Genomic DNA, 17,348 nt, shown 5'->3' with positions numbered 1-17,348 from the left:
CGGGCCGGGTTCAGCAGCAGCCGCTCGCCGGCAGGGACCGCTTGTTGCGGGCCTCCTTGCTGCGGGCGGCCAGCAGCCCGTCGGCGGGGTAGCCGACCTCCTCCAGGGTCAGACCGTGCGGGCGGACGACATGGACGGCCGAGTCCCGTACGCCCGCGGCCAGTACCTTCGCCGGCCAGTCCGCCGGGCGGTGGCCGTCGCCGACGAACAGCAGCGCGCCGATCAGCGAGCGCACCATGTTGTGGCAGAAGGCGTCCGCGCGGACGGTGGCGGTGATGATCCCGTCCTCCCCCCGCGCCAGGCTCAGTTCCTGGAGCGTCCGGATGGTCGTCGCGCCCTCGCGCCGCTTGCAGTACGCGGCGAAGTCGTGCTCCCCGAGCAGTCCGCGCGCCGCCTCGTTCATGGCGTCGGTGTCCAACGGCCAGTCGTGCCACAGCACGTGCCCGCGCAGCAGCGGGTCCACCCCGCCCGGGTTGTCGGTGACCCGGTAGGCGTAGCGCCGCCAGATCGCGGAGAACCGGGCGTCGAACCCGGGGGGCGCCTCCCTGAGCGCCCACACCCGCACGTCCCTCGGCAACCGCCCGGCGAGCCGCTTGAGCAGCTTGGTGTGGTGCTCGGCCCACACCTCCCGGGGCAGATCGACGTGCGCGACCTGGCCCCGCGCGTGGACACCGGCGTCCGTCCGTCCCGCCACGGTCAGCTCGTACGTCGTCCCGCCGGACCGCGTCACCGTCCGCAGCGCGTCCTCGATCTCCCCCTGTACGGTCCGCCGCCCCCCGGCCTGCTTGGCCCAGCCGGAGAACTCGGCCCCGTCGTAGGAAAGATCCAGCCGCACCCGCACGAGCCCCGGTCGCACTTCGTCACTCACCCAGAGATCCTCTCAGCCACAAAAAACGGGCCCGTCCCTCGAAGGGAACGGGCCCGCGGCAGCGCCCCCGAGGGGGCGCGGGGAACTGCGCGACCGGCCACGACACACAGCCGCGGCCGCCGTCGCGCAGCCCCCGGAGGGACGCTTACGCGTCCTTCGACTCCTCGGCCGGAGCCTCGGCGGCCTCGTCCTTGGACAGGTCCGCCTTCGACTCGGTGGCCTCGGCGCCCTCGGCGTCCTTCGCGGAACGCTTGGTCGCGGCCTCCGCCTCGCCGACAGCGGCCTGCTGCACGGTCAGCGCCTCGACCAGCTCGATGACGGCCATGGGCGCGTTGTCGCCACGGCGGTTACCGATCTTGGTGATGCGGGTGTAGCCACCGGGACGGTTCTCGTACCGCGGGCCGATCTCGGTGAAGAGCGTGTGGACGATGCTCTTGTCCGTGATGACCTGGAGCACCTGACGGCGGTTGTGAAGGTCGCCCTTCTTCGCCTTGGTGACCAGACGCTCGGCGTACGGACGCAGCTTGCGCGCCTTCGCCTCGGTGGTGGTGATGCGGCCGTGCTCGAAAAGCGCCTTCGCGAGGTTCGCGAGCATGAGCTTCTCGTGCGCGGCGCTGCCGCCCAGACGGGCACCCTTGGTGGGCCTCGGCATGGTGTTTCTCCTAGGTGTCTGCCCCGGCCGTATCAGGTACCGGAGTCAGTATCCGAGCGAGCGGTTGCCCGTCGGAGATCCGGGCGCCTTCGCAGACGCCCGGAGGGTCCGCGCCCCGAAGGGCGCGGGGCGGTGTCGACATGCGACTCCGTCGCGTGGGCGCGACCGGCCCCAGCGGGCCGGCGGCCGCGGAAGGCGGCCTCCTCGCGGAGCGCTCAGTACTGCTCGGTCTCCACGAAGCCCGCGTCCGCGTCGTCGTCCGCGCCGAAGGCGTCGGCGGCGGCGGTCGGGTCGAACCCGGGAGGCGAGTCCTTCAGCGCCAGGCCCATACCGGCCAGCTTCGCCTTGACCTCGTCGATCGACTTCGCACCGAAGTTGCGGATGTCGAGCAGGTCCGCCTCGCTGCGCGCGACGAGCTCACCCACGGAGTGGATGCCCTCACGCTTGAGGCAGTTGTACGACCGGACGGTGAGCTCCAGCTCCTCGATCGGCAGCGCCAGATCGGCGGCGAGGGCGGCGTCCGTGGGGGACGGGCCCATGTCGATGCCCTCGGCGTCGATGTTCAGCTCGCGGGCGAGACCGAACAGCTCGACCAGGGTCTTGCCGGCGGAGGCCATGGCGTCACGCGGACGCATCGCCTGCTTGGTCTCGACGTCGACGATCAGCTTGTCGAAGTCGGTGCGCTGCTCGACACGGGTCGCCTCGACCTTGTAGGTGACCTTGAGGACCGGCGAGTAGATCGAGTCGACCGGGATGCGCCCGATCTCCTGACCGACCTGCTTGTTCTGCACGGCGGAGACGTAGCCGCGGCCGCGCTCGACCGTCAGCTCCATCTCCAGCTTGCCCTTGCCGTTGAGCGTGGCGAGGACGAGGTCGGGGTTGTGCACCTCGACACCGGCCGGCGGCGCGATGTCGGCGGCGGTGACCAGACCCGGACCCTGCTTGCGCAGGTACATCACGACCGGCTCGTCGTGCTCCGAGGAGACGACCAGCTGCTTGATGTTGAGGATCAGGTCGGTGACGTCCTCCTTGACGCCCGGCACGGTGGTGAACTCGTGCAGGACGCCGTCGATGCGGATGCTGGTGACAGCGGCACCGGGGATCGACGACAGGAGGGTGCGGCGCAGGGAGTTGCCGAGGGTGTAGCCGAAGCCCGGCTCCAGCGGCTCGATCACGAACCGGGAGCGGAATTCGTCGACGACCTCTTCGGTCAACGAGGGACGCTGAGCGATCAGCATGTGTGGATCAGATCCTTCATTCGTGGACGCCCGCTATTTGACGCCCGACGGGAACCGCACCCGGTGAGAAGTGCGGGTACTGCAAGGGTACGGGCGGTACGGCCCTTGCGAGCCGTACCGCCCGTAAACCGAGGCCGAACGAAGCGGCGGGCGTCTCGGACGCGACGGCGCTTCGGCGGACGGCAGCCGTGCCGCGACGCTGCGGGGGACGACCCCCGCACCCCCAGCAGGGAGCCGACCGGCCGCGCTGTCACATCAGACGCGACGGCGCTTCGGCGGACGGCAGCCGTTGTGCGGGGTCGGGGTGACGTCCTGGATGGAGCCGACCTCGAGGCCCGTGGCCTGCAGGGAGCGGATCGCGGTCTCGCGACCGGAGCCCGGGCCCTTGACGAACACGTCGACCTTGCGCATGCCGTGCTCCTGGGCGCGGCGGGCAGCCGACTCGGCGGCCATCTGCGCGGCGAACGGCGTGGACTTCCGGGAGCCCTTGAAGCCGACGTGGCCGGCGGAGGCCCAGGAGATCACGTTGCCGGACGGGTCCGTGATCGACACGATGGTGTTGTTGAACGTGCTCTTGATGTGCGCGTGGCCGTGAGCGACGTTCTTCTTTTCCTTGCGGCGCACCTTCTTGGCAGCGCCCTGACGACCCTTGGGGGGCATCTCTAACTCCTACGGGAGGTGGTCGGTCCTGCAGCAAGACCGCTGGATGAGCGTCCGCTCAGGACTACTTCTTGCCCGGCTTCTTCTTGCCGGCGATGGCGCGACGCGGGCCCTTGCGGGTACGCGCGTTGGTGCTGGTGCGCTGACCGCGGACGGGCAGACCGCGACGGTGACGCAGACCCTGGTAGGTGCCGATCTCAACCTTGCGGCGGATGTCGGCCTGGATCTCGCGACGGAGGTCACCCTCGGTCTTGATGTTGTTGTCCACGAACTCACGGATCGCGACGAGCTGCTCCTCGGAGAGGTCGCGAACGCGGGTGTTCGGGTCGACGCCGGTGGCGGCCAGCGTCTGCTGCGAAAGGGTTCGGCCGATGCCGAACACGTAGGTGAGGGCGATCTCCACGCGCTTTTCGCGCGGGATGTCAACACCGGAAACGCGTGCCATTCAATGGCTCCAGTTAGTTGTCGGAGGTCTTCCACAGGACCGGATCCCTGTCCGCCGTACGAGGTACGGACCGGGTCCCCGGCCTCCGAGCCGGGGGTGTCGAGCCGTGCGGCTCGGGACCTGCGTATGAACGTGTACTGCTCGCGTCGCGCGAAGTTCTGCGGAGAAGTCGCAGAGGGTCGATCGTGCTGCGGTCAGCCCTGGCGCTGCTTGTGGCGCGGGTTGTCACAGATGATCATGACCCGGCCGTGACGGCGGATCACCCTGCACTTGTCGCAGATCTTCTTGACGCTCGGCTTGACCTTCATGGGTGTGAGGTTCTCCGGGTCAGTGCCATCACCCCGGCGAGCCGGGGCGCGGGCAAGATCTACTTGTACCGGTAGACGATCCGGCCACGCGTCAGGTCGTACGGAGAGAGCTCCACCACGACCCGGTCGTCAGGGAGGATGCGGATGTAGTGCATGCGCATCTTGCCGCTGATGTGTGCCAGGACCTGGTGGCCGTTCTGGAGCTCGACCTTGAACATGGCGTTCGGAAGAGACTCGACGACAGTGCCCTCGATCTCGATGGCACCTTGCTTCTTGGCCACGCTTCGCCCTTCGAATCGACTACCTTGATCGACTCCAGCGTGCACCGCGTGGTACATGAAGACATGCGGGTGCACAAGAGCCGACGAGTCAGTCTACGTCAGCGCACCCGGAAACACGAATCGAGAAATCCTGCCCCACCGGGGAGATCCTTAACCCGGGGCCGGGTCAGGCCAGCGGATCCGGCGCCGCCGTGACCCCCAGCTCGGCCAGCTTGGCCTTGCCGCCGTCGGGCGCCGTCAGGACCAGCGGTCCCTGCTCGGTGAGGGCGACGGAGTGCTCCCAGTGGGAGGACCAGGTGCCGTCCGTCGTGATGACGGTCCAGTCGTCGGAGAGGACCTCCGTCTTCGGCGTGCCCAGGGAGACCATCGGCTCGATGGCGAGGCAGAAGCCCGGGACCAGCTTGGGCCCCTTGCCCCGCTTGCGGTCCACGTAGTTCAGCAGGTGCGGGTCCATGTGCATCTCGGTGCCGATGCCGTGGCCGCCGTAGTCCTCGATGATCCCGTACTTGCCGCCGCCCGGCTTCGGCTGGCGGCGGATGTAGGTCTCCACGGCCCGGGAGATGTCCACCAGCCGGTTGCCCTGCTTCATGGCCGCGATGCCGGCCCACATCGACTCCTCGGTCACCCGGGACAACTCGACCAGCTCCGGCGAGTGACCGGACCCGACGAACGCGGTGTAGGCGGCGTCGCCGTGCCAGCCGTCGATGATCGCGCCGCAGTCGATGGAGATGACGTCCCCGTCCTTGAGGACGACGTCGTCGGAGGGGATGCCGTGGACGACGACCTCGTTCACGGAGGTGCAGATGGTGGCGGGGAAGCCGCCGTAGCCGAGGAAGTTGGGCTTGGCCCCGTGCTCGGCGAGCACCTTGCGCGCCACCTGGTCCAGATCCCTGGTCGTGGCCCCGGGCACGGCCGCCTCGCGCGTGGCGGCGTGAATGGCCGCTACGACCAGCCCCGCCTCACGCATCTTGGCGATCTGCTCGGGGCTCTTGATCTGCACCATGGGGACGACGGCCTTTCGTGGACCAGCTATGCGAACACTTCCAACGATACGGGCGCCCGGAGTCCCTCGGTCCCGCGGGCGGCCACCACGGTCACAGCCGCGGCCCCCTGGGGGGACCGCGGCTGTGACCGACAGGAGAACGGAACTACTCGGCGCTCTTCAGCGCCTCCAGGGCCCGCCCCGTGACCTCGTCCACCGGACCCATCGCCGAGATCGTCACGACCAGGCCCTGCGCCCGGTAGTAGTCGATGATCGGCTCGGTCTGCGTGTGGTAGACCTCCAGCCGGGTCCGCACCGTCGACTCGGAGTCGTCGTCCCGCTGGTACAGCTCGCCGCCGCAGGTGTCACAGACACCTTCCTGCTTCGGCGGGCTGTACGTCACGTGGAACACGTGCGCCGAGTCCTTGCGGCAGACCCGCCGCCCGGCGATCCGCTTGACGACCTCGTCCTCGGGGGCCTCGAGATCGAGCACCGCGTCCAGCTTGATGCCCTCGGTCTGCAGCAGCTCGTCCAGCGCCTCGGCCTGAGACACGTTGCGCGGGAAACCGTCCAGCAGGAAGCCGCCCTCGGCGTCGGGCTGCTCCATGCGGTCCTTGGCCATGGCGATGGTGACCTCGTCGGGGACGAGGTTGCCGGCGTCCATGTAGGACTTCGCGAGCTTGCCCAGCTCCGTCTGCCGGCTGATGTTGGCGCGGAACAGGTCACCCGTGGAGATGTGCGGGATGCGCAGTTTCTCGGCAAGGCGGGTGGCCTGCGTACCCTTACCGGCACCCGGCGGCCCGACGAGGACGATTCGCATCAGCGGAGGAACCCTTCGTAATTGCGCTGCTGGAGCTGGCTCTCGATCTGCTTCACGGTCTCGAGACCGACACCCACGATGATCAGGATGCTGGTCCCGCCGAACGGGAAGTTCTGGTTTGCCCCGAAACCAGCCAACGCCATTGTCGGCACGAGAGAGATCAGGCCCAGATACAGCGAGCCCGGCCAGGTGATCCGGTTGAGTACGTAGCTCAGGTACTCAGCGGTCGGTCGGCCAGCCCGGATGCCCGGGATGAAGCCACCATACTTCTTCATGTTGTCGGCGACTTCTTCGGGGTTGAAGGTGATCGCCACGTAGAAGAACGCGAAGAAAACGATCAACAGGAAGTACAGGATGATGTGGAACGTCGCTCCGGTGTCCGCGAGGTTCTTCGTGATCCAGGCCGCCCAGCCCGCGTTGGAGTTCGAGAACTGCACGATCAGGGCGGGAATGTAAAGCAGCGACGAGGCGAAGATGACCGGAATGACACCCGCCTGGTTCACCTTCAGCGGGATGTAGGTGGACGTGCCGCCGTAGGAACGGCGGCCGATCATGCGCTTGGCGTACTGCACCGGGATCCGGCGCTGCGCCTGCTCGACGAACACGACCAGGGCGACCATGACGAACCCGACGACCATGACGGTGCCGAACTCGATCCAGCCGTCCGCCAGGCTGCCCTGCTCCTTGATGGCCCACAGGGCGGAGGGGAAGGTCGCGGCGATCGAGATGAACATCAGGATCGACATGCCGTTGCCGATGCCGCGGTCGGTGATGAGCTCACCGAGCCACATCACGGCGGCCGTACCGGCGGTCATGGTGATGACCATGGTCACGGTCACGAAGATCGACTGGTCGGGGACGATCTGGCCGGCGACGGGGCATCCCGGGAAGAGGGAGCCGCTGCGGGCGGTGGCCACCAGGCCGGTGCCCTGGAGGATGGCCAGCGCGACCGTCAGATAACGGGTGTACTGCGTGATCTTCGCCGTACCGGCCTGGCCCTCCTTCTTCAGGGCTTCCAGACGCGGGATCACGACGGTCAGCAGCTGCAGGATGATGCTCGCCGTGATGTACGGCATGATGCCCAGCGCGAAGATCGTGATCTGGAGCAGCGCGCCGCCGCTGAACATGTTGACCAGACCCAGCAGACCCTGGCCGGCCTCAGCGTTGTCGATACAGGCCTGGACGTTGCGGTAGTCGACACCCGGGATCGGGACGTTCGTACCGATGCGGTACACGACGATGATGCCGAGCGTGAAGAGCAGCTTCTTGCGCAGGTCGGGCGTCTTGAACGCCCGGGCGAACGCGGTGAGCACGGTGCCTCCTGCGACCCCCCGCGCAACTGCGTCAAGGGTGACGGTCTTGAGATTCCGACTAAGGACGATTACGTAACGGTCAACTGCCGCGGTGAGTGCCCCGTATGGGGCCCCCGAGGTCAATGGGCAGCGCAGGCCACCTTACCGGCGAGACTGCCGCCCTAGGAACGACCAACCGGGGATACCCCATTTGTGGGGTATCCCCGGTCGGGATCGCACTACGTCATCGAGACACCTGACGGATCAGACGAGCTCGGTGACGGTACCGCCGGCGGCGGTGATCTTCTCCTTGGCGGAGCCGGAGACGGCGTCGACCGTCACCTGCAGCGCCACGGAGATCTCGCCCTGGCCCAGGACCTTGACGAGGCTGTTCTTGCGCACGGCACCCTTGGCGACCAGGTCCTCGACCGTGACCTCTCCGCCCTCGGGGTAGAGGGAGGCGAGCTTGTCCAGGTTCACGACCTGGAACTCGGTCTTGAACGGGTTCTTGAAGCCCTTCAGCTTCGGGAGACGCATGTGGAGCGGCATCTGGCCACCCTCGAAGCGCTCCGGAACCTGGTAACGGGCCTTGGTGCCCTTCGTACCACGACCGGCCGTCTTACCCTTCGACGCCTCACCACGACCGACACGGGTCTTCGCGGTCTTGGCGCCGGGGGCGGGACGGAGGTTGTGGATCTTGAGCGGGTTCTGCTCCGCCATGATCAGTCGACCTCCTCGACCGTCACGAGGTGGCGGACGGTGTGCACCATTCCGCGGAACTCGGGGCGGTCCTCCTTGACGACCTGCGTGTTGATGCCCTTGAGACCAAGGGAGCGCAGGGTGTCACGGTGGTTCTGCTTGCTGCCGATGTAGGACTTGACCTGCGTAATCCTGAGCTGCGCCATGATTACGCACCCGCCCCGGCACGCGCACGGAGAAGAGCCGCGGGGGCGACGTCCTCGAGGGGCAGACCACGGCGGGCCGCGATCTCCTCGGGACGCTGCAGACCCTTGAGGGCCTCCACGGTCGCGTGCACGATGTTGATCTGGTTGTCGGAGCCGAGCGACTTCGACAGCACATCGTGGATACCGGCGCACTCGAGCACGGCGCGCACCGGACCACCGGCGATGACGCCGGTACCGGGGGACGCGGGCTTGAGCAGTACGACGCCGGCAGCCTTCTCACCCTGGATGGGGTGCGGGATGGTGCCCTGGATGCGGGGGACCTTGAAGAAGTGCTTCTTGGCCTCCTCAACACCCTTGGCGATGGCGGCCGGCACCTCCTTGGCCTTGCCGTATCCGACACCCACGGTGCCGTCACCGTCGCCCACCACGACCAGCGCGGTGAAGCTGAAGCGACGACCACCCTTCACAACCTTGGCGACACGGTTGATCGCGACGACGCGCTCAACGTATGCGGTCTTCTCGGCGGCAGCTGCGCCGCCGTCACGGCCCTTCCGGTCCCGCCGCTCGCCGCCACCGGCACCGCCACCGCGGCGCTGGGGTCCAGCCATTGGAATTACCTCTCTCTGTTTCCGCTAGCTACGCAGCGACATTAAGTCGCTGACGCGACGGACGACTCAGAACTTGAGTCCGGCTTCGCGGGCGGCGTCCGCCAGGGCGGCGATGCGCCCCGCGTACCTGTTGCCACCGCGGTCGAACACGACCGCCTCGACACCGGCGGCCTTGGCGCGCTCCGCGACCAGGGCACCGACCTGCTGGGCCTGCGAGGACTTGTCGGCCTCGCCACCGCGGATCGACGCGTCCAGCGTGGACGCCGAAGCCAGGGTGTGACCCTTCAGGTCGTCGATCACCTGCGCCACGATGTGGCGGTTGGAACGAGTCACGACCAGGCGAGGACGCTCGGCAGTACCAGAGACGTTCTTGCGGATCCGGATGTGACGACGCTTGATAGCAGCACGCTTGTAGGCGTCGCCCTTGAGGATCTTCTGCCCGTATGCCATGGCTTACTTACCCGCCTTTCCGACCTTGCGGCGGATGACTTCGCCCTCGTACTTGACGCCCTTGGCCTTGTACGGGTCGGGCTTGCGCAGCTTGCGGATGTTGGCCGCAACCTCGCCGACCTTCTGCTTGTCGATGCCCTCGACCGAGAAGCGGGTGGGGGCCTCCACCTTGAAGGTGATGCCCTCGGGCGCCTCGATCGTGATCGGGTGGCTGTAGCCCAGGGAGAACTCCAGGTTGGAACCCTTGGCGACAACGCGGTAACCGACACCGCTGATCTCGAGCTTCTTCACGTAACCCTGGGTCACGCCGGTGATCATGTTCGCCACCAGCGTGCGGGACAGGCCGTGCAGGGCCTTGTTCTGACGCTCGTCGTTGGGGCGGGTGACGTTCAGGACGCCGTCCTCACCCTTGGCGATCTCGATCGGCGACACGACGGTGTGGTTCAGCGTGCCCTTGGGGCCCTTCACCGTGACCGTCTGGCCGTCGATGGTGACGTCCACGCCGGCGGGAACCGCGATGGGGAGCTTGCCGATGCGCGACATAGCTGTTTCCTCCGTTCCCTTCCGCTACCAGACGTAGGCGAGGACTTCCCCACCCACGCCCTTCTTGCCGGCCTGCTTGTCGGTGAGGAGCCCGTGCGACGTGGAGATGATCGCCACGCCGAGGCCGCCGAGCACCTTCGGCAGGTTGGTGGACTTCGCGTACACCCGGAGACCGGGCTTGGAGATCCGCTTGATGCCCGCGATGGAGCGCTCACGGTTGGGACCGAACTTCAGGTCCAGGACGAGGTTCTTGCCGACCTCGGCGTCCTCGACCTTCCAGCCCGTGATGAAGCCCTCCTGCTGGAGGATCTCCGCGATGTGCGACTTGATCTTCGAGTGCGGCATCGCCACGGTGTCGTGGTACGCCGAGTTCGCGTTCCGCAGACGCGTAAGCATGTCTGCGATCGGATCAGTCATGGTCATGAATTGGCCTTCGGCCTCTCTCGCCGGGGTTTCCTGGTGCGCCATCCCTCTCCCCGATCCGAGACGGGACGGGTGCGGCGCGGTGGACCTACGGCGTAGTAAGCAAACATGAGCGGGCACAGCCCGCGTTCTGGGCACGGCAGGCGCCCAACCCCACAAGCCTAAGCCATGCGGGGTGGGCCTCCCGCCGTTCCCACTGCTTACCGAGAGCCCTGGGAGCCGGGGATTACCCGGACTACCAGGAGCTCTTGGTCACGCCCGGCAGCTCGCCACGGTGAGCCATCTCACGAAGGCACACGCGGCACAGGCCGAACTTGCGGTACACGGAGTGCGGACGACCGCAGCGCTGGCAGCGGGTGTAGCCGCGCACTCCGAACTTGGGCTTGCGAGCAGCCTTCGCGATGAGAGCCTTCTTCGCCATCTCGCTCACGCCTCCTTGAACGGGAAGCCGAGGTGACGGAGAAGGGCGCGGCCCTCTTCGTCGTTGGTCGCCGTGGTCACCACGGTGATGTCCATACCCCGGACACGGTCGATCTTGTCCTGGTCGATCTCGTGGAACATGACCTGCTCCGTGAGACCGAAGGTGTAGTTGCCACGGCCGTCGAACTGCTTGGGGGACAGGCCGCGGAAGTCGCGGATGCGCGGGAGCGCGAGCGACAGGGTGCGGTCCAGGAACTCCCACATGCGGTCGCCACGGAGCGTGACGTGGGCACCGATCGGCTGGCCCTCACGCAGCTTGAACTGCGCGATGGACTTGCGGGCCTTGGTGACGGCCGGCTTCTGACCGGTGATCGTGGTGAGGTCGCGGATGGCGCCCTCGATCAGCTTGGAGTCGCGGGCGGCGTCGCCCACACCCATGTTGACCACGATCTTGACGAGGCCGGGAACCTGCATGACGTTCTCGTAGGAGAACTGCTCGCGCAGCTTGCCCGCGATCTCCTCGCGGTACTTCGTCTTCAGACGCGGAGTGGTGGTGGTCGTCATCAGATGTCCTCACCCGTCCGCTTGGCAACGCGGATCTTGTTGCCTTCGTCGTCGAAGCGGTAACCGACGCGCGTGACGACCTTGTTCCCGTCCTTCTCCACGACCAGCTGGACGTTGGAGACGTGGATCGGGGCCTCGGTGGTCACGATGCCGCCGGCCTGCGAACCGCGAGCGGTCGGACCGGCCTTGGTGTGCTTCTTGACCCGGTTGACACCCTCGACCAGGACACGCTCGTCGCGCGGGTAAGCGGCAATGACCTTGCCCTGCTTGCCCTTGTCCTTGCCGGTGATGACCTGGACCAGGTCACCCTTCTTGATCTTCATGCTCACAGCACCTCCGGCGCGAGGGAGATGATCTTCATGAACTTCTTCTCGCGCAGCTCACGGCCGACCGGGCCGAAGATACGGGTGCCGCGAGGGTCGCCGTCGTTCTTCAGAATGACGGCGGCGTTCTCGTCGAAGCGGATGTACGAGCCGTCCGGACGGCGGCGCTCCTTGACGGTGCGAACGATGACCGCCTTGACGACGTCACCCTTCTTCACGTTGCCACCGGGGATCGCGTCCTTGACGGTGGCGACGATGACGTCACCGATGCCCGCGTAGCGGCGACCGGAGCCACCGAGCACACGGATGCAAAGGATTTCCTTCGCACCAGTGTTGTCGGCGACACGCAGTCGCGACTCCTGCTGGATCACGTCTATCTCCTGATTGTCTGCCGGTTCCCCGGGGGCCGTTCAGGAACGGCCCCCGGAGCCTGGCGGAACTGTCCTGCGAGGGGTGCCTCGCAGGAACGTACTGGGGAATTCCCTCGCGGGAATTGCCTACTTGGCCTTCTCGAGGATCTCGACGATGCGCCAGTGCTTCGTCGCGGACAGCGGCCGGGTCTCCATGAGGAGGACACGGTCGCCGACGCCGGCGGCGTTCTGCTCGTCGTGGGCCTTGAGCTTGCTCGTGCTGCGAATGACCTTGCCGTACAGCGCGTGCTTCTTGCGGTCCTCGACGGCGACGACGACGGTCTTGTCCATCTTGTCGCTGACGACGATGCCCTCGCGGGTCTTGCGGTCGCCGCGCGCCTCGGTGTTCGTCTCAGTCACGTTGTTCTCGCTCATGCGTTCTCCACCGTTTCGATGCCCAGCTCGCGCTCGCGCATCAGGGTGTAGATCCGCGCGATGTCCTTACGGACGGCCTTCAGCCGACCGTGGTTCTCGAGCTGACCGGTCGCCGCCTGGAAGCGGAGGTTGAACAGCTCTTCCTTGGCCTCGCGGAGCTTCCCAAGAAGCTCCTCGTTGCCCAGCTCGCGCAGCTCGGACGCCTTGGTACCGGCCGACATCACGCTTCACCTGCCTCGCGCTTGACGATCCGGCACTTCATCGGCAGCTTGTGGGCCGCACGAGTCAGCGCCTCACGGGCGATCTTCTCGTTGGGGTACGACAGCTCGAACATCACGCGTCCGGGCTTGACGTTGGCGATCCACCACTCCGGAGAACCCTTACCGGAACCCATGCGGGTCTCGGCCGGCTTCTTCGTCAGGGGACGGTCCGGGTAGATGTTGATCCAGACCTTGCCGCCACGCTTGATGTGACGGGTCATGGCGATACGAGCCGCTTCGATCTGGCGGTTCGTGACGTACGCCGGGGTCAGCGCCTGGATGCCGTACTCGCCGAACGCAACCTGCGTGCCACCCTTGGACATGCCGTTGCGCTTGGGGTGGTGCTGCTTGCGGTGCTTGACCCTACGGGGGATCAGCATGTCGGTCAGGCCTCCGTTCCGGTGCTCTCAGCCGGAGCGGCAGCCGGAGCCTCGGCCTTGGGGGCCTCGGCAGCGGGAGCCTGCTGCGGCTTGCGGCCGCGGCCGCCACGCTCGCCACCGCGACCACCGCGGGCCGGGCGGTCGGAACCACCACGGGCCGGACGGTTGCCGGCGCGGGCGGCGGCGTTCTCGGCGCGGACCTCGGCGATGTTCTTGACGTCGCCCTTGTAGATCCAGACCTTCACGCCGATGCGGCCGAAGGTCGTCTTGGCCTCGAAGAAGCCGTAGTCCACGTTCGCGCGGAGCGTGTGCAGGGGCACGCGGCCCTCGCGGTAGAACTCCGAGCGGGACATCTCGGCGCCACCGAGGCGGCCACCGCACTGGATCTTGATGCCCTTGGCGCCCGCCTTCATCGCCGACTGCATGCTCTTGCGCATGGCGCGGCGGAAGGAGACGCGGGAGGAGAGCTGCTCGGCGACGGCCTGGGCGACCAGCTGAGCGTCGGTCTCGGGGTTCTTGACCTCGAGGATGTTCAGCTGGACCTGCTTGCCGGTGAGCTTCTCGAGGTCACCGCGGATGCGGTCGGCCTCGGCGCCGCGGCGGCCGATGACGATGCCCGGACGAGCGGTGTGGATGTCCACACGCACACGGTCACGGGTGCGCTCGATCTCGACCTTGGAGATGCCGGCGCGCTCCATGCCGGACGTCATCATCCGGCGGATGGCGACGTCTTCCTTGACGTAGTCCTTGTACAGCTTGTCGGCGTACCACCGGGACTTGAAGTCCGTGGTGACACCGAGCCGGAACCCATGCGGGTTAACCTTCTGGCCCATTACCGGGTTCCTTCCTTGCTGCTGACGACCACGGTGATGTGGCTGGTCCGCTTGCGGATCCGGTAGGCGCGGCCCTGGGCGCGCGGACGGAACCGCTTCAGGGTCGGGCCCTCGTCGACGTAGGCCTCGGAAATGAAGAGGCTGTCGACATCGGTGTGGTCGTAGTTGTGCGCGGCGTTGGCAATGGCGCTGTCCAGCACCTTGCCGACCGGCACGCTCGCGGCCTGCGGGGCGAAACGCAGGACCGCCTGAGCCTCCGTGGCATCCATGCCACGGATGAGGTCCACCACGCGGCGGGCCTTCATGGGCGTGACGCGGATGTACCGCGCCTGGGCCCTGGCTTCCATGGTTGTCCCTTCAGTGTCTGTCATGGTCGATTGCACCCCGCCGACTAGCGGCGCTTCGACTTCCGGTCGTCCTTGACGTGGCCCCGGAAGGTGCGGGTCGGCGAGAACTCGCCGAGCTTGTGGCCGACCATCGACTCGGTGACAAACACCGGGATGTGGGTCTTGCCGTTGTGCACCGCGATCGTGTGGCCGAGCATCGCCGGGACGATCATCGAGCGGCGGGACCAGGTCTTGATGACGTTCTTGGTACCGGCTTCGTTCTGGACGTCCACCTTCTTGATCAGGTGGTCGTCGACGAAGGGTCCCTTCTTCAAGCTACGAGGCATCTCAACCCGTCCTTAGCGCTTCTTGTTCGTCTTGCGGCGGCGGACGATGTACTTGTTCGACGCCTTCTTGGGCGAACGAGTACGGCCTTCCTTCTTGCCCCACGGGGACACGGGGTGACGACCACCGGAGGTCCGGCCCTCACCACCACCGTGCGGGTGGTCAACCGGGTTCATGACGACACCACGGACGGTCGGGCGGACGCCCAGCCACCGCTTACGGCCGGCCTTGCCCCAGTTGATGTTGCTCTGCTCGGCGTTGCCGACCTCGCCCACAGTGGCGCGGCAGCGGACGTCGACCAGGCGGATCTCGCCGGACGGCATGCGCAGGTGGGCCATCTGGCCCTCCTTCGCGAGCAGCTGCACCGAGGCGCCGGCGGAGCGGGCGAACTTGGCGCCGCCGCCGGGACGCAGCTCGATGGCGTGCAGCGTCGTACCGACCGGGATGTTGCGCAGGGCAAGGTTGTTGCCCGGCTTGATGTCGGCCCCGGGACCGTTCTCGACGCGGTCGCCCTGGTTCAGGCCACGCGGCGCGAGGATGTAGCGCTTCTCGCCGTCCGCGTAGTGCAGGAGCGCGATGCGCGCGGTGCGGTTGGGGTCGTACTCGATGTGCGCGACCTTCGCCGGCACGCCGTCCTTGTCGTGACGACGGAAGTCGATCACTCGGTAGGCGCGCTTGTGGCCACCGCCCTGGTGGCGGACGGTCACACGACCGGAATTGTTACGGCCGCCCTTGCTGTGCAGGGGACGGACCAGCGACTTCTCCGGCGTGGACCGCGTGACCTCGACGAAGTCGGCGACGCTGGAGCCACGACGGCCCGGAGTCGTCGGCTTGTACTTGCGGATACCCATTTCTCAGTCCTCGTCCGATATCGAACGATCCTGACCGCTTACGCGGTCGGACCGCCGAAGATGTCGATACGGTCGCCCTCGGCGAGGGTCACGATCGCGCGCTTGGTCGCCGCACGCTGGCCGAAGCCGGTGCGGGTCCGCTTGCGCTTGCCGATGCGGTTGATCGTGTTGACCCCGGTGACCTTGACCTCGAAGACCGCCTGGACGGCCTGCTTGATCTGGGTCTTGTTCGCGTTGGGGTCGACGAGGAACGTGTACTTGTTCTCGTCGATCAGCGCGTAGCTCTTCTCCGACACGACCGGCTTCAGCAGGACGTCACGGGGGTCCGTGTACGCCTTGCTCGCCGGGGTGACGACGGTGTTCTTGCCCTCGGCGGCGTGACGACGCGCCTTGGCGACGCGCGCAGCCTTGGCCGCCTTGGCGGCCTTCGAGGCGATCGAGGGGTGACGGGCAGCCATCAGACCTCGCTCCCTTCGTTGTCGTTGGCCTTGTTCGGGCCGGCGACGAAGGACTCGAAAGCGGCCTGGGTGAAGACCACGTCGTCCGAGACGATTACGTCGTACGTGTTCAGCTGGCCCGGCTCCAGGATGTGGACCTGGGGCAGGTTGCGGGCGGACAGCCACGCGGCCTCGTCGGCGCGGTCGACGACCAGGAGCAGGTTCTTGCGCTCCGAGATCTTGCCGAACAGCGTCTTGGCGGCCTTCGTGGAGGGCGTCTCACCCTCGATCACGCCGGAGACGACGTGAATGCGGTTGTTGCGCGCGCGGTCGGTGAGGGCGTGGCGCAGGGCCGCGGCCTTCATCTTCTTGGGCGTGCGCTGCGAGTAGTCGCGCGGCACGGGACCGTGCACGACGCCACCACCGGCGAACTGCGGCGCGCGGGTCGAGCCCTGGCGGGCGCGGCCGGTGCCCTTCTGGCGGTACGGCTTGCGGCCACCACCACGGACTTCACCGCGCCGCTTGGTCTTGTGCGTGCCCTGGCGGGCAGCGGCGTTCTGCGCGACGACGACCTGGTGGATCAGCGGGATGCTGACCTTCTCCACGCCGAAGATCTCCGCGGGGAGCTCGACGCTTCCGGTCTTCTCGCCGGCAGGCGAAAGGATGTCAACAGTGCTCATCGGTTACCTCAGGCCCCCTTGGCCGCGGTGCGGACCAGGACGAGGCCGCCGTTCGGACCGGGAACCGCGCCCTTGATGAGCAGCAGACCCTTCTCCGCGTCAACGGCGTGGACGGTCAGGTTCTGGGTGGTGACCCGCTCGTTGCCCATGCGACCCGCCATGCGGAGGCCCTTGAACACGCGGCCCGGGGTGGCACAGCCACCGATGGAGCCCGGCGAGCGGTGCTTGCGCTGGGTGCCGTGACCGGCGCCGAGGCCCTTGAAGTTGTGACGCTTCATGACACCGGCGAAGCCCTTGCCCTTGCTCTTGCCGGTGACGTCGACCTTCACGCCGGACTCGAAGACCTCGGCGGTGACTTCCTGGCCCAGCGTGTACTCGGAGGCGTCCGCGGTGCGGATCTCGACGAGGTGACGACGGGGGGTGACGTCGGCCTTGGCGAAGTGACCCTTGAGGGGCTTGTTCACCTTGCGCGGGTCGATCTCGCCGAAGGCGATCTGGACCGACTCGTAGCCGTCGACGTCGTTCGTACGGACCTGGGTGACGACGTTGGGGCCGGCCTTGACGACGGTGACCGGAACAACACGGTTGTTCTCGTCCCACACCTGCGTCATGCCGAGCTTCTCGCCCAGGATGCCCTTGATCTGCTTTGCCATCTCTTCAGATCACCGG

30 protein-coding genes are annotated in these 17,348 nt (G+C 67.1%); all 30 read right to left on the bottom strand.

Annotated features, from left to right (window positions below):
* Positions 1–10: 10 nt before the first annotated feature.
* Positions 11–868, bottom strand: coding sequence for a tRNA pseudouridine(38-40) synthase TruA (truA, locus tag IE172_RS18880; protein WP_190098393.1), 858 nt, complete (start codon positions 866–868; stop codon positions 11–13).
* A gap of 145 nt (positions 869–1,013) precedes the next feature.
* On the bottom strand, positions 1,014–1,520 hold the full coding sequence (gene rplQ / locus IE172_RS18875; protein ID WP_190098392.1) for a 50S ribosomal protein L17: 507 nt from the start codon (positions 1,518–1,520) through the stop codon (positions 1,014–1,016).
* A 215-nt stretch (positions 1,521–1,735) separates the two neighbouring features.
* Entirely contained in the window at positions 1,736–2,758 is a 1,023-nt protein-coding gene (locus IE172_RS18870; RefSeq protein ID WP_003966937.1) for a DNA-directed RNA polymerase subunit alpha, read from the bottom strand.
* A gap of 255 nt (positions 2,759–3,013) precedes the next feature.
* Complete coding sequence (gene rpsK / locus IE172_RS18865; protein ID WP_003956432.1) at positions 3,014–3,418, bottom strand: 30S ribosomal protein S11; 405 nt, start codon at positions 3,416–3,418, stop codon at positions 3,014–3,016.
* A 64-nt stretch (positions 3,419–3,482) separates the two neighbouring features.
* Positions 3,483–3,863: a 30S ribosomal protein S13 gene (gene rpsM, locus IE172_RS18860; RefSeq protein WP_006140893.1), complete on the bottom strand. Its 381-nt coding sequence runs from the start codon at positions 3,861–3,863 to the stop codon at positions 3,483–3,485.
* A 194-nt stretch (positions 3,864–4,057) separates the two neighbouring features.
* Entirely contained in the window at positions 4,058–4,171 is a 114-nt protein-coding gene (gene rpmJ / locus IE172_RS18855; protein ID WP_003948619.1) for a 50S ribosomal protein L36, read from the bottom strand.
* A 59-nt stretch (positions 4,172–4,230) separates the two neighbouring features.
* On the bottom strand, positions 4,231–4,452 hold the full coding sequence (infA, locus tag IE172_RS18850) for a translation initiation factor IF-1 (protein ID WP_003948620.1): 222 nt from the start codon (positions 4,450–4,452) through the stop codon (positions 4,231–4,233).
* 166 nt (positions 4,453–4,618) lie between these two features.
* Positions 4,619–5,455, bottom strand: coding sequence for a type I methionyl aminopeptidase (map, locus tag IE172_RS18845; protein ID WP_190098391.1), 837 nt, complete (start codon positions 5,453–5,455; stop codon positions 4,619–4,621).
* A gap of 145 nt (positions 5,456–5,600) precedes the next feature.
* Positions 5,601–6,254 carry an adenylate kinase gene (locus IE172_RS18840; protein WP_190098390.1) on the bottom strand — a complete coding sequence of 218 codons (654 nt, stop codon included), beginning with the start codon at positions 6,252–6,254 and terminating at the stop codon, positions 5,601–5,603.
* Positions 6,254–7,567, bottom strand: a complete 1,314-nt coding sequence (gene secY / locus IE172_RS18835) for a preprotein translocase subunit SecY (protein WP_190098389.1) — start codon at positions 7,565–7,567, stop codon at positions 6,254–6,256. Before secY ends, IE172_RS18840 begins: the two co-directional genes overlap by 1 nt.
* Before the next feature lie 243 nt (positions 7,568–7,810).
* On the bottom strand, positions 7,811–8,266 hold the full coding sequence (gene rplO / locus IE172_RS18830; protein ID WP_004927223.1) for a 50S ribosomal protein L15: 456 nt from the start codon (positions 8,264–8,266) through the stop codon (positions 7,811–7,813).
* Between the two features lie 2 nt (positions 8,267–8,268).
* Positions 8,269–8,451, bottom strand: coding sequence for a 50S ribosomal protein L30 (gene rpmD, locus IE172_RS18825; protein WP_004927226.1), 183 nt, complete (start codon positions 8,449–8,451; stop codon positions 8,269–8,271).
* A 2-nt stretch (positions 8,452–8,453) separates the two neighbouring features.
* Positions 8,454–9,059 (bottom strand): 30S ribosomal protein S5, encoded by a 606-nt coding sequence (rpsE, locus tag IE172_RS18820; protein WP_004927232.1) that lies wholly within the window; start codon positions 9,057–9,059, stop codon positions 8,454–8,456.
* Positions 9,060–9,125: 66 nt separating this feature from the next.
* Positions 9,126–9,509 carry a 50S ribosomal protein L18 gene (gene rplR / locus IE172_RS18815; protein WP_190098388.1) on the bottom strand — a complete coding sequence of 128 codons (384 nt, stop codon included), beginning with the start codon at positions 9,507–9,509 and terminating at the stop codon, positions 9,126–9,128.
* 3 nt (positions 9,510–9,512) lie between these two features.
* Positions 9,513–10,052 (bottom strand): 50S ribosomal protein L6, encoded by a 540-nt coding sequence (gene rplF / locus IE172_RS18810; protein WP_189558417.1) that lies wholly within the window; start codon positions 10,050–10,052, stop codon positions 9,513–9,515.
* A 24-nt stretch (positions 10,053–10,076) separates the two neighbouring features.
* Positions 10,077–10,475: a 30S ribosomal protein S8 gene (gene rpsH / locus IE172_RS18805; protein WP_004927242.1), complete on the bottom strand. Its 399-nt coding sequence runs from the start codon at positions 10,473–10,475 to the stop codon at positions 10,077–10,079.
* Between the two features lie 235 nt (positions 10,476–10,710).
* Positions 10,711–10,896, bottom strand: a complete 186-nt coding sequence (locus IE172_RS18800; RefSeq protein ID WP_003948630.1) for a type Z 30S ribosomal protein S14 — start codon at positions 10,894–10,896, stop codon at positions 10,711–10,713.
* Positions 10,897–10,901: 5 nt separating this feature from the next.
* Complete coding sequence (gene rplE / locus IE172_RS18795) at positions 10,902–11,459, bottom strand: 50S ribosomal protein L5 (RefSeq protein WP_006130773.1); 558 nt, start codon at positions 11,457–11,459, stop codon at positions 10,902–10,904.
* Positions 11,459–11,782 (bottom strand): 50S ribosomal protein L24, encoded by a 324-nt coding sequence (rplX, locus tag IE172_RS18790; RefSeq protein WP_053674523.1) that lies wholly within the window; start codon positions 11,780–11,782, stop codon positions 11,459–11,461. Before rplX ends, rplE begins: the two co-directional genes overlap by 1 nt.
* Positions 11,783–11,784: 2 nt before the next feature.
* Positions 11,785–12,153, bottom strand: coding sequence for a 50S ribosomal protein L14 (gene rplN / locus IE172_RS18785; RefSeq protein ID WP_003998823.1), 369 nt, complete (start codon positions 12,151–12,153; stop codon positions 11,785–11,787).
* 126 nt (positions 12,154–12,279) lie between these two features.
* Positions 12,280–12,567 carry a 30S ribosomal protein S17 gene (rpsQ, locus tag IE172_RS18780; protein ID WP_004927263.1) on the bottom strand — a complete coding sequence of 96 codons (288 nt, stop codon included), beginning with the start codon at positions 12,565–12,567 and terminating at the stop codon, positions 12,280–12,282.
* Complete coding sequence (gene rpmC, locus IE172_RS18775; RefSeq protein ID WP_018564811.1) at positions 12,564–12,788, bottom strand: 50S ribosomal protein L29; 225 nt, start codon at positions 12,786–12,788, stop codon at positions 12,564–12,566. The genes rpsQ and rpmC overlap by 4 nt, the downstream gene beginning before the upstream one ends.
* A complete protein-coding gene (gene rplP, locus IE172_RS18770) occupies positions 12,788–13,207 on the bottom strand; it encodes a 50S ribosomal protein L16 (protein ID WP_009190136.1) in 420 nt (139 codons plus the stop codon). Before rplP ends, rpmC begins: the two co-directional genes overlap by 1 nt.
* 5 nt (positions 13,208–13,212) lie before the next feature.
* A complete protein-coding gene (rpsC, locus tag IE172_RS18765) occupies positions 13,213–14,040 on the bottom strand; it encodes a 30S ribosomal protein S3 (protein WP_190098387.1) in 828 nt (275 codons plus the stop codon).
* On the bottom strand, positions 14,040–14,387 hold the full coding sequence (rplV, locus tag IE172_RS18760) for a 50S ribosomal protein L22 (RefSeq protein WP_006130776.1): 348 nt from the start codon (positions 14,385–14,387) through the stop codon (positions 14,040–14,042). The genes rpsC and rplV overlap by 1 nt, the downstream gene beginning before the upstream one ends.
* A gap of 44 nt (positions 14,388–14,431) precedes the next feature.
* Entirely contained in the window at positions 14,432–14,713 is a 282-nt protein-coding gene (gene rpsS / locus IE172_RS18755) for a 30S ribosomal protein S19 (protein WP_003948639.1), read from the bottom strand.
* Between the two features lie 12 nt (positions 14,714–14,725).
* Complete coding sequence (rplB, locus tag IE172_RS18750) at positions 14,726–15,562, bottom strand: 50S ribosomal protein L2 (protein WP_142193687.1); 837 nt, start codon at positions 15,560–15,562, stop codon at positions 14,726–14,728.
* 38 nt (positions 15,563–15,600) lie between these two features.
* Positions 15,601–16,020, bottom strand: coding sequence for a 50S ribosomal protein L23 (gene rplW, locus IE172_RS18745; RefSeq protein ID WP_190098386.1), 420 nt, complete (start codon positions 16,018–16,020; stop codon positions 15,601–15,603).
* Positions 16,020–16,679, bottom strand: coding sequence for a 50S ribosomal protein L4 (gene rplD, locus IE172_RS18740; RefSeq protein ID WP_190098385.1), 660 nt, complete (start codon positions 16,677–16,679; stop codon positions 16,020–16,022). Before rplD ends, rplW begins: the two co-directional genes overlap by 1 nt.
* 8 nt (positions 16,680–16,687) lie before the next feature.
* Positions 16,688–17,332 (bottom strand): 50S ribosomal protein L3, encoded by a 645-nt coding sequence (gene rplC, locus IE172_RS18735; RefSeq protein WP_030046373.1) that lies wholly within the window; start codon positions 17,330–17,332, stop codon positions 16,688–16,690.
* Positions 17,333–17,348 lie beyond the last annotated feature (16 nt).

The organism is Streptomyces griseoflavus, assembly GCF_014649995.1.
GTDB classification, from domain to species: Bacteria; Actinomycetota; Actinomycetes; order Streptomycetales; family Streptomycetaceae; genus Streptomyces; species Streptomyces griseoflavus.
The sequence above is the reverse complement of the archived record's forward strand: the minus strand, read 5'-3'. Positions and strand labels throughout refer to the sequence as shown.

Coding starts and splice junctions, on each gene's coding strand:
- rplF (WP_189558417.1), bottom strand. CDS start 10,052: ATGTCGCGCATCGGCAAGCTCCCCATCGCGGTTCCCGCCGGCGTGGAC.
- IE172_RS18870 (WP_003966937.1), bottom strand. CDS start 2,758: ATGCTGATCGCTCAGCGTCCCTCGTTGACCGAAGAGGTCGTCGACGAA.
- rplB (WP_142193687.1), bottom strand. CDS start 15,562: ATGGGTATCCGCAAGTACAAGCCGACGACTCCGGGCCGTCGTGGCTCC.
- rpsC (WP_190098387.1), bottom strand. CDS start 14,040: ATGGGCCAGAAGGTTAACCCGCATGGGTTCCGGCTCGGTGTCACCACG.
- rpsS (WP_003948639.1), bottom strand. CDS start 14,713: ATGCCTCGTAGCTTGAAGAAGGGACCCTTCGTCGACGACCACCTGATC.
- rplP (WP_009190136.1), bottom strand. CDS start 13,207: ATGCTGATCCCCCGTAGGGTCAAGCACCGCAAGCAGCACCACCCCAAG.
- rpmD (WP_004927226.1), bottom strand. CDS start 8,451: ATGGCGCAGCTCAGGATTACGCAGGTCAAGTCCTACATCGGCAGCAAG.
- IE172_RS18800 (WP_003948630.1), bottom strand. CDS start 10,896: ATGGCGAAGAAGGCTCTCATCGCGAAGGCTGCTCGCAAGCCCAAGTTC.
- rplD (WP_190098385.1), bottom strand. CDS start 16,679: ATGAGCACTGTTGACATCCTTTCGCCTGCCGGCGAGAAGACCGGAAGC.
- rpmJ (WP_003948619.1), bottom strand. CDS start 4,171: ATGAAGGTCAAGCCGAGCGTCAAGAAGATCTGCGACAAGTGCAGGGTG.
- rplC (WP_030046373.1), bottom strand. CDS start 17,332: ATGGCAAAGCAGATCAAGGGCATCCTGGGCGAGAAGCTCGGCATGACG.
- rpmC (WP_018564811.1), bottom strand. CDS start 12,788: ATGTCGGCCGGTACCAAGGCGTCCGAGCTGCGCGAGCTGGGCAACGAG.
- IE172_RS18840 (WP_190098390.1), bottom strand. CDS start 6,254: ATGCGAATCGTCCTCGTCGGGCCGCCGGGTGCCGGTAAGGGTACGCAG.
- map (WP_190098391.1), bottom strand. CDS start 5,455: ATGGTGCAGATCAAGAGCCCCGAGCAGATCGCCAAGATGCGTGAGGCG.
- rplE (WP_006130773.1), bottom strand. CDS start 11,459: ATGACGACCACCACCACTCCGCGTCTGAAGACGAAGTACCGCGAGGAG.
- rplV (WP_006130776.1), bottom strand. CDS start 14,387: ATGGAAGCCAGGGCCCAGGCGCGGTACATCCGCGTCACGCCCATGAAG.
- rplO (WP_004927223.1), bottom strand. CDS start 8,266: ATGGCGGAGCAGAACCCGCTCAAGATCCACAACCTCCGTCCCGCCCCC.
- rpsQ (WP_004927263.1), bottom strand. CDS start 12,567: ATGAGCGAGAACAACGTGACTGAGACGAACACCGAGGCGCGCGGCGAC.
- rpsE (WP_004927232.1), bottom strand. CDS start 9,059: ATGGCTGGACCCCAGCGCCGCGGTGGCGGTGCCGGTGGCGGCGAGCGG.
- rpsH (WP_004927242.1), bottom strand. CDS start 10,475: ATGACCATGACTGATCCGATCGCAGACATGCTTACGCGTCTGCGGAAC.
- rpsM (WP_006140893.1), bottom strand. CDS start 3,863: ATGGCACGCGTTTCCGGTGTTGACATCCCGCGCGAAAAGCGCGTGGAG.
- rplQ (WP_190098392.1), bottom strand. CDS start 1,520: ATGCCGAGGCCCACCAAGGGTGCCCGTCTGGGCGGCAGCGCCGCGCAC.
- rplX (WP_053674523.1), bottom strand. CDS start 11,782: ATGAAGATCAAGAAGGGTGACCTGGTCCAGGTCATCACCGGCAAGGAC.
- rpsK (WP_003956432.1), bottom strand. CDS start 3,418: ATGCCCCCCAAGGGTCGTCAGGGCGCTGCCAAGAAGGTGCGCCGCAAG.
- rplR (WP_190098388.1), bottom strand. CDS start 9,509: ATGGCATACGGGCAGAAGATCCTCAAGGGCGACGCCTACAAGCGTGCT.
- rplW (WP_190098386.1), bottom strand. CDS start 16,020: ATGGCTGCCCGTCACCCCTCGATCGCCTCGAAGGCCGCCAAGGCGGCC.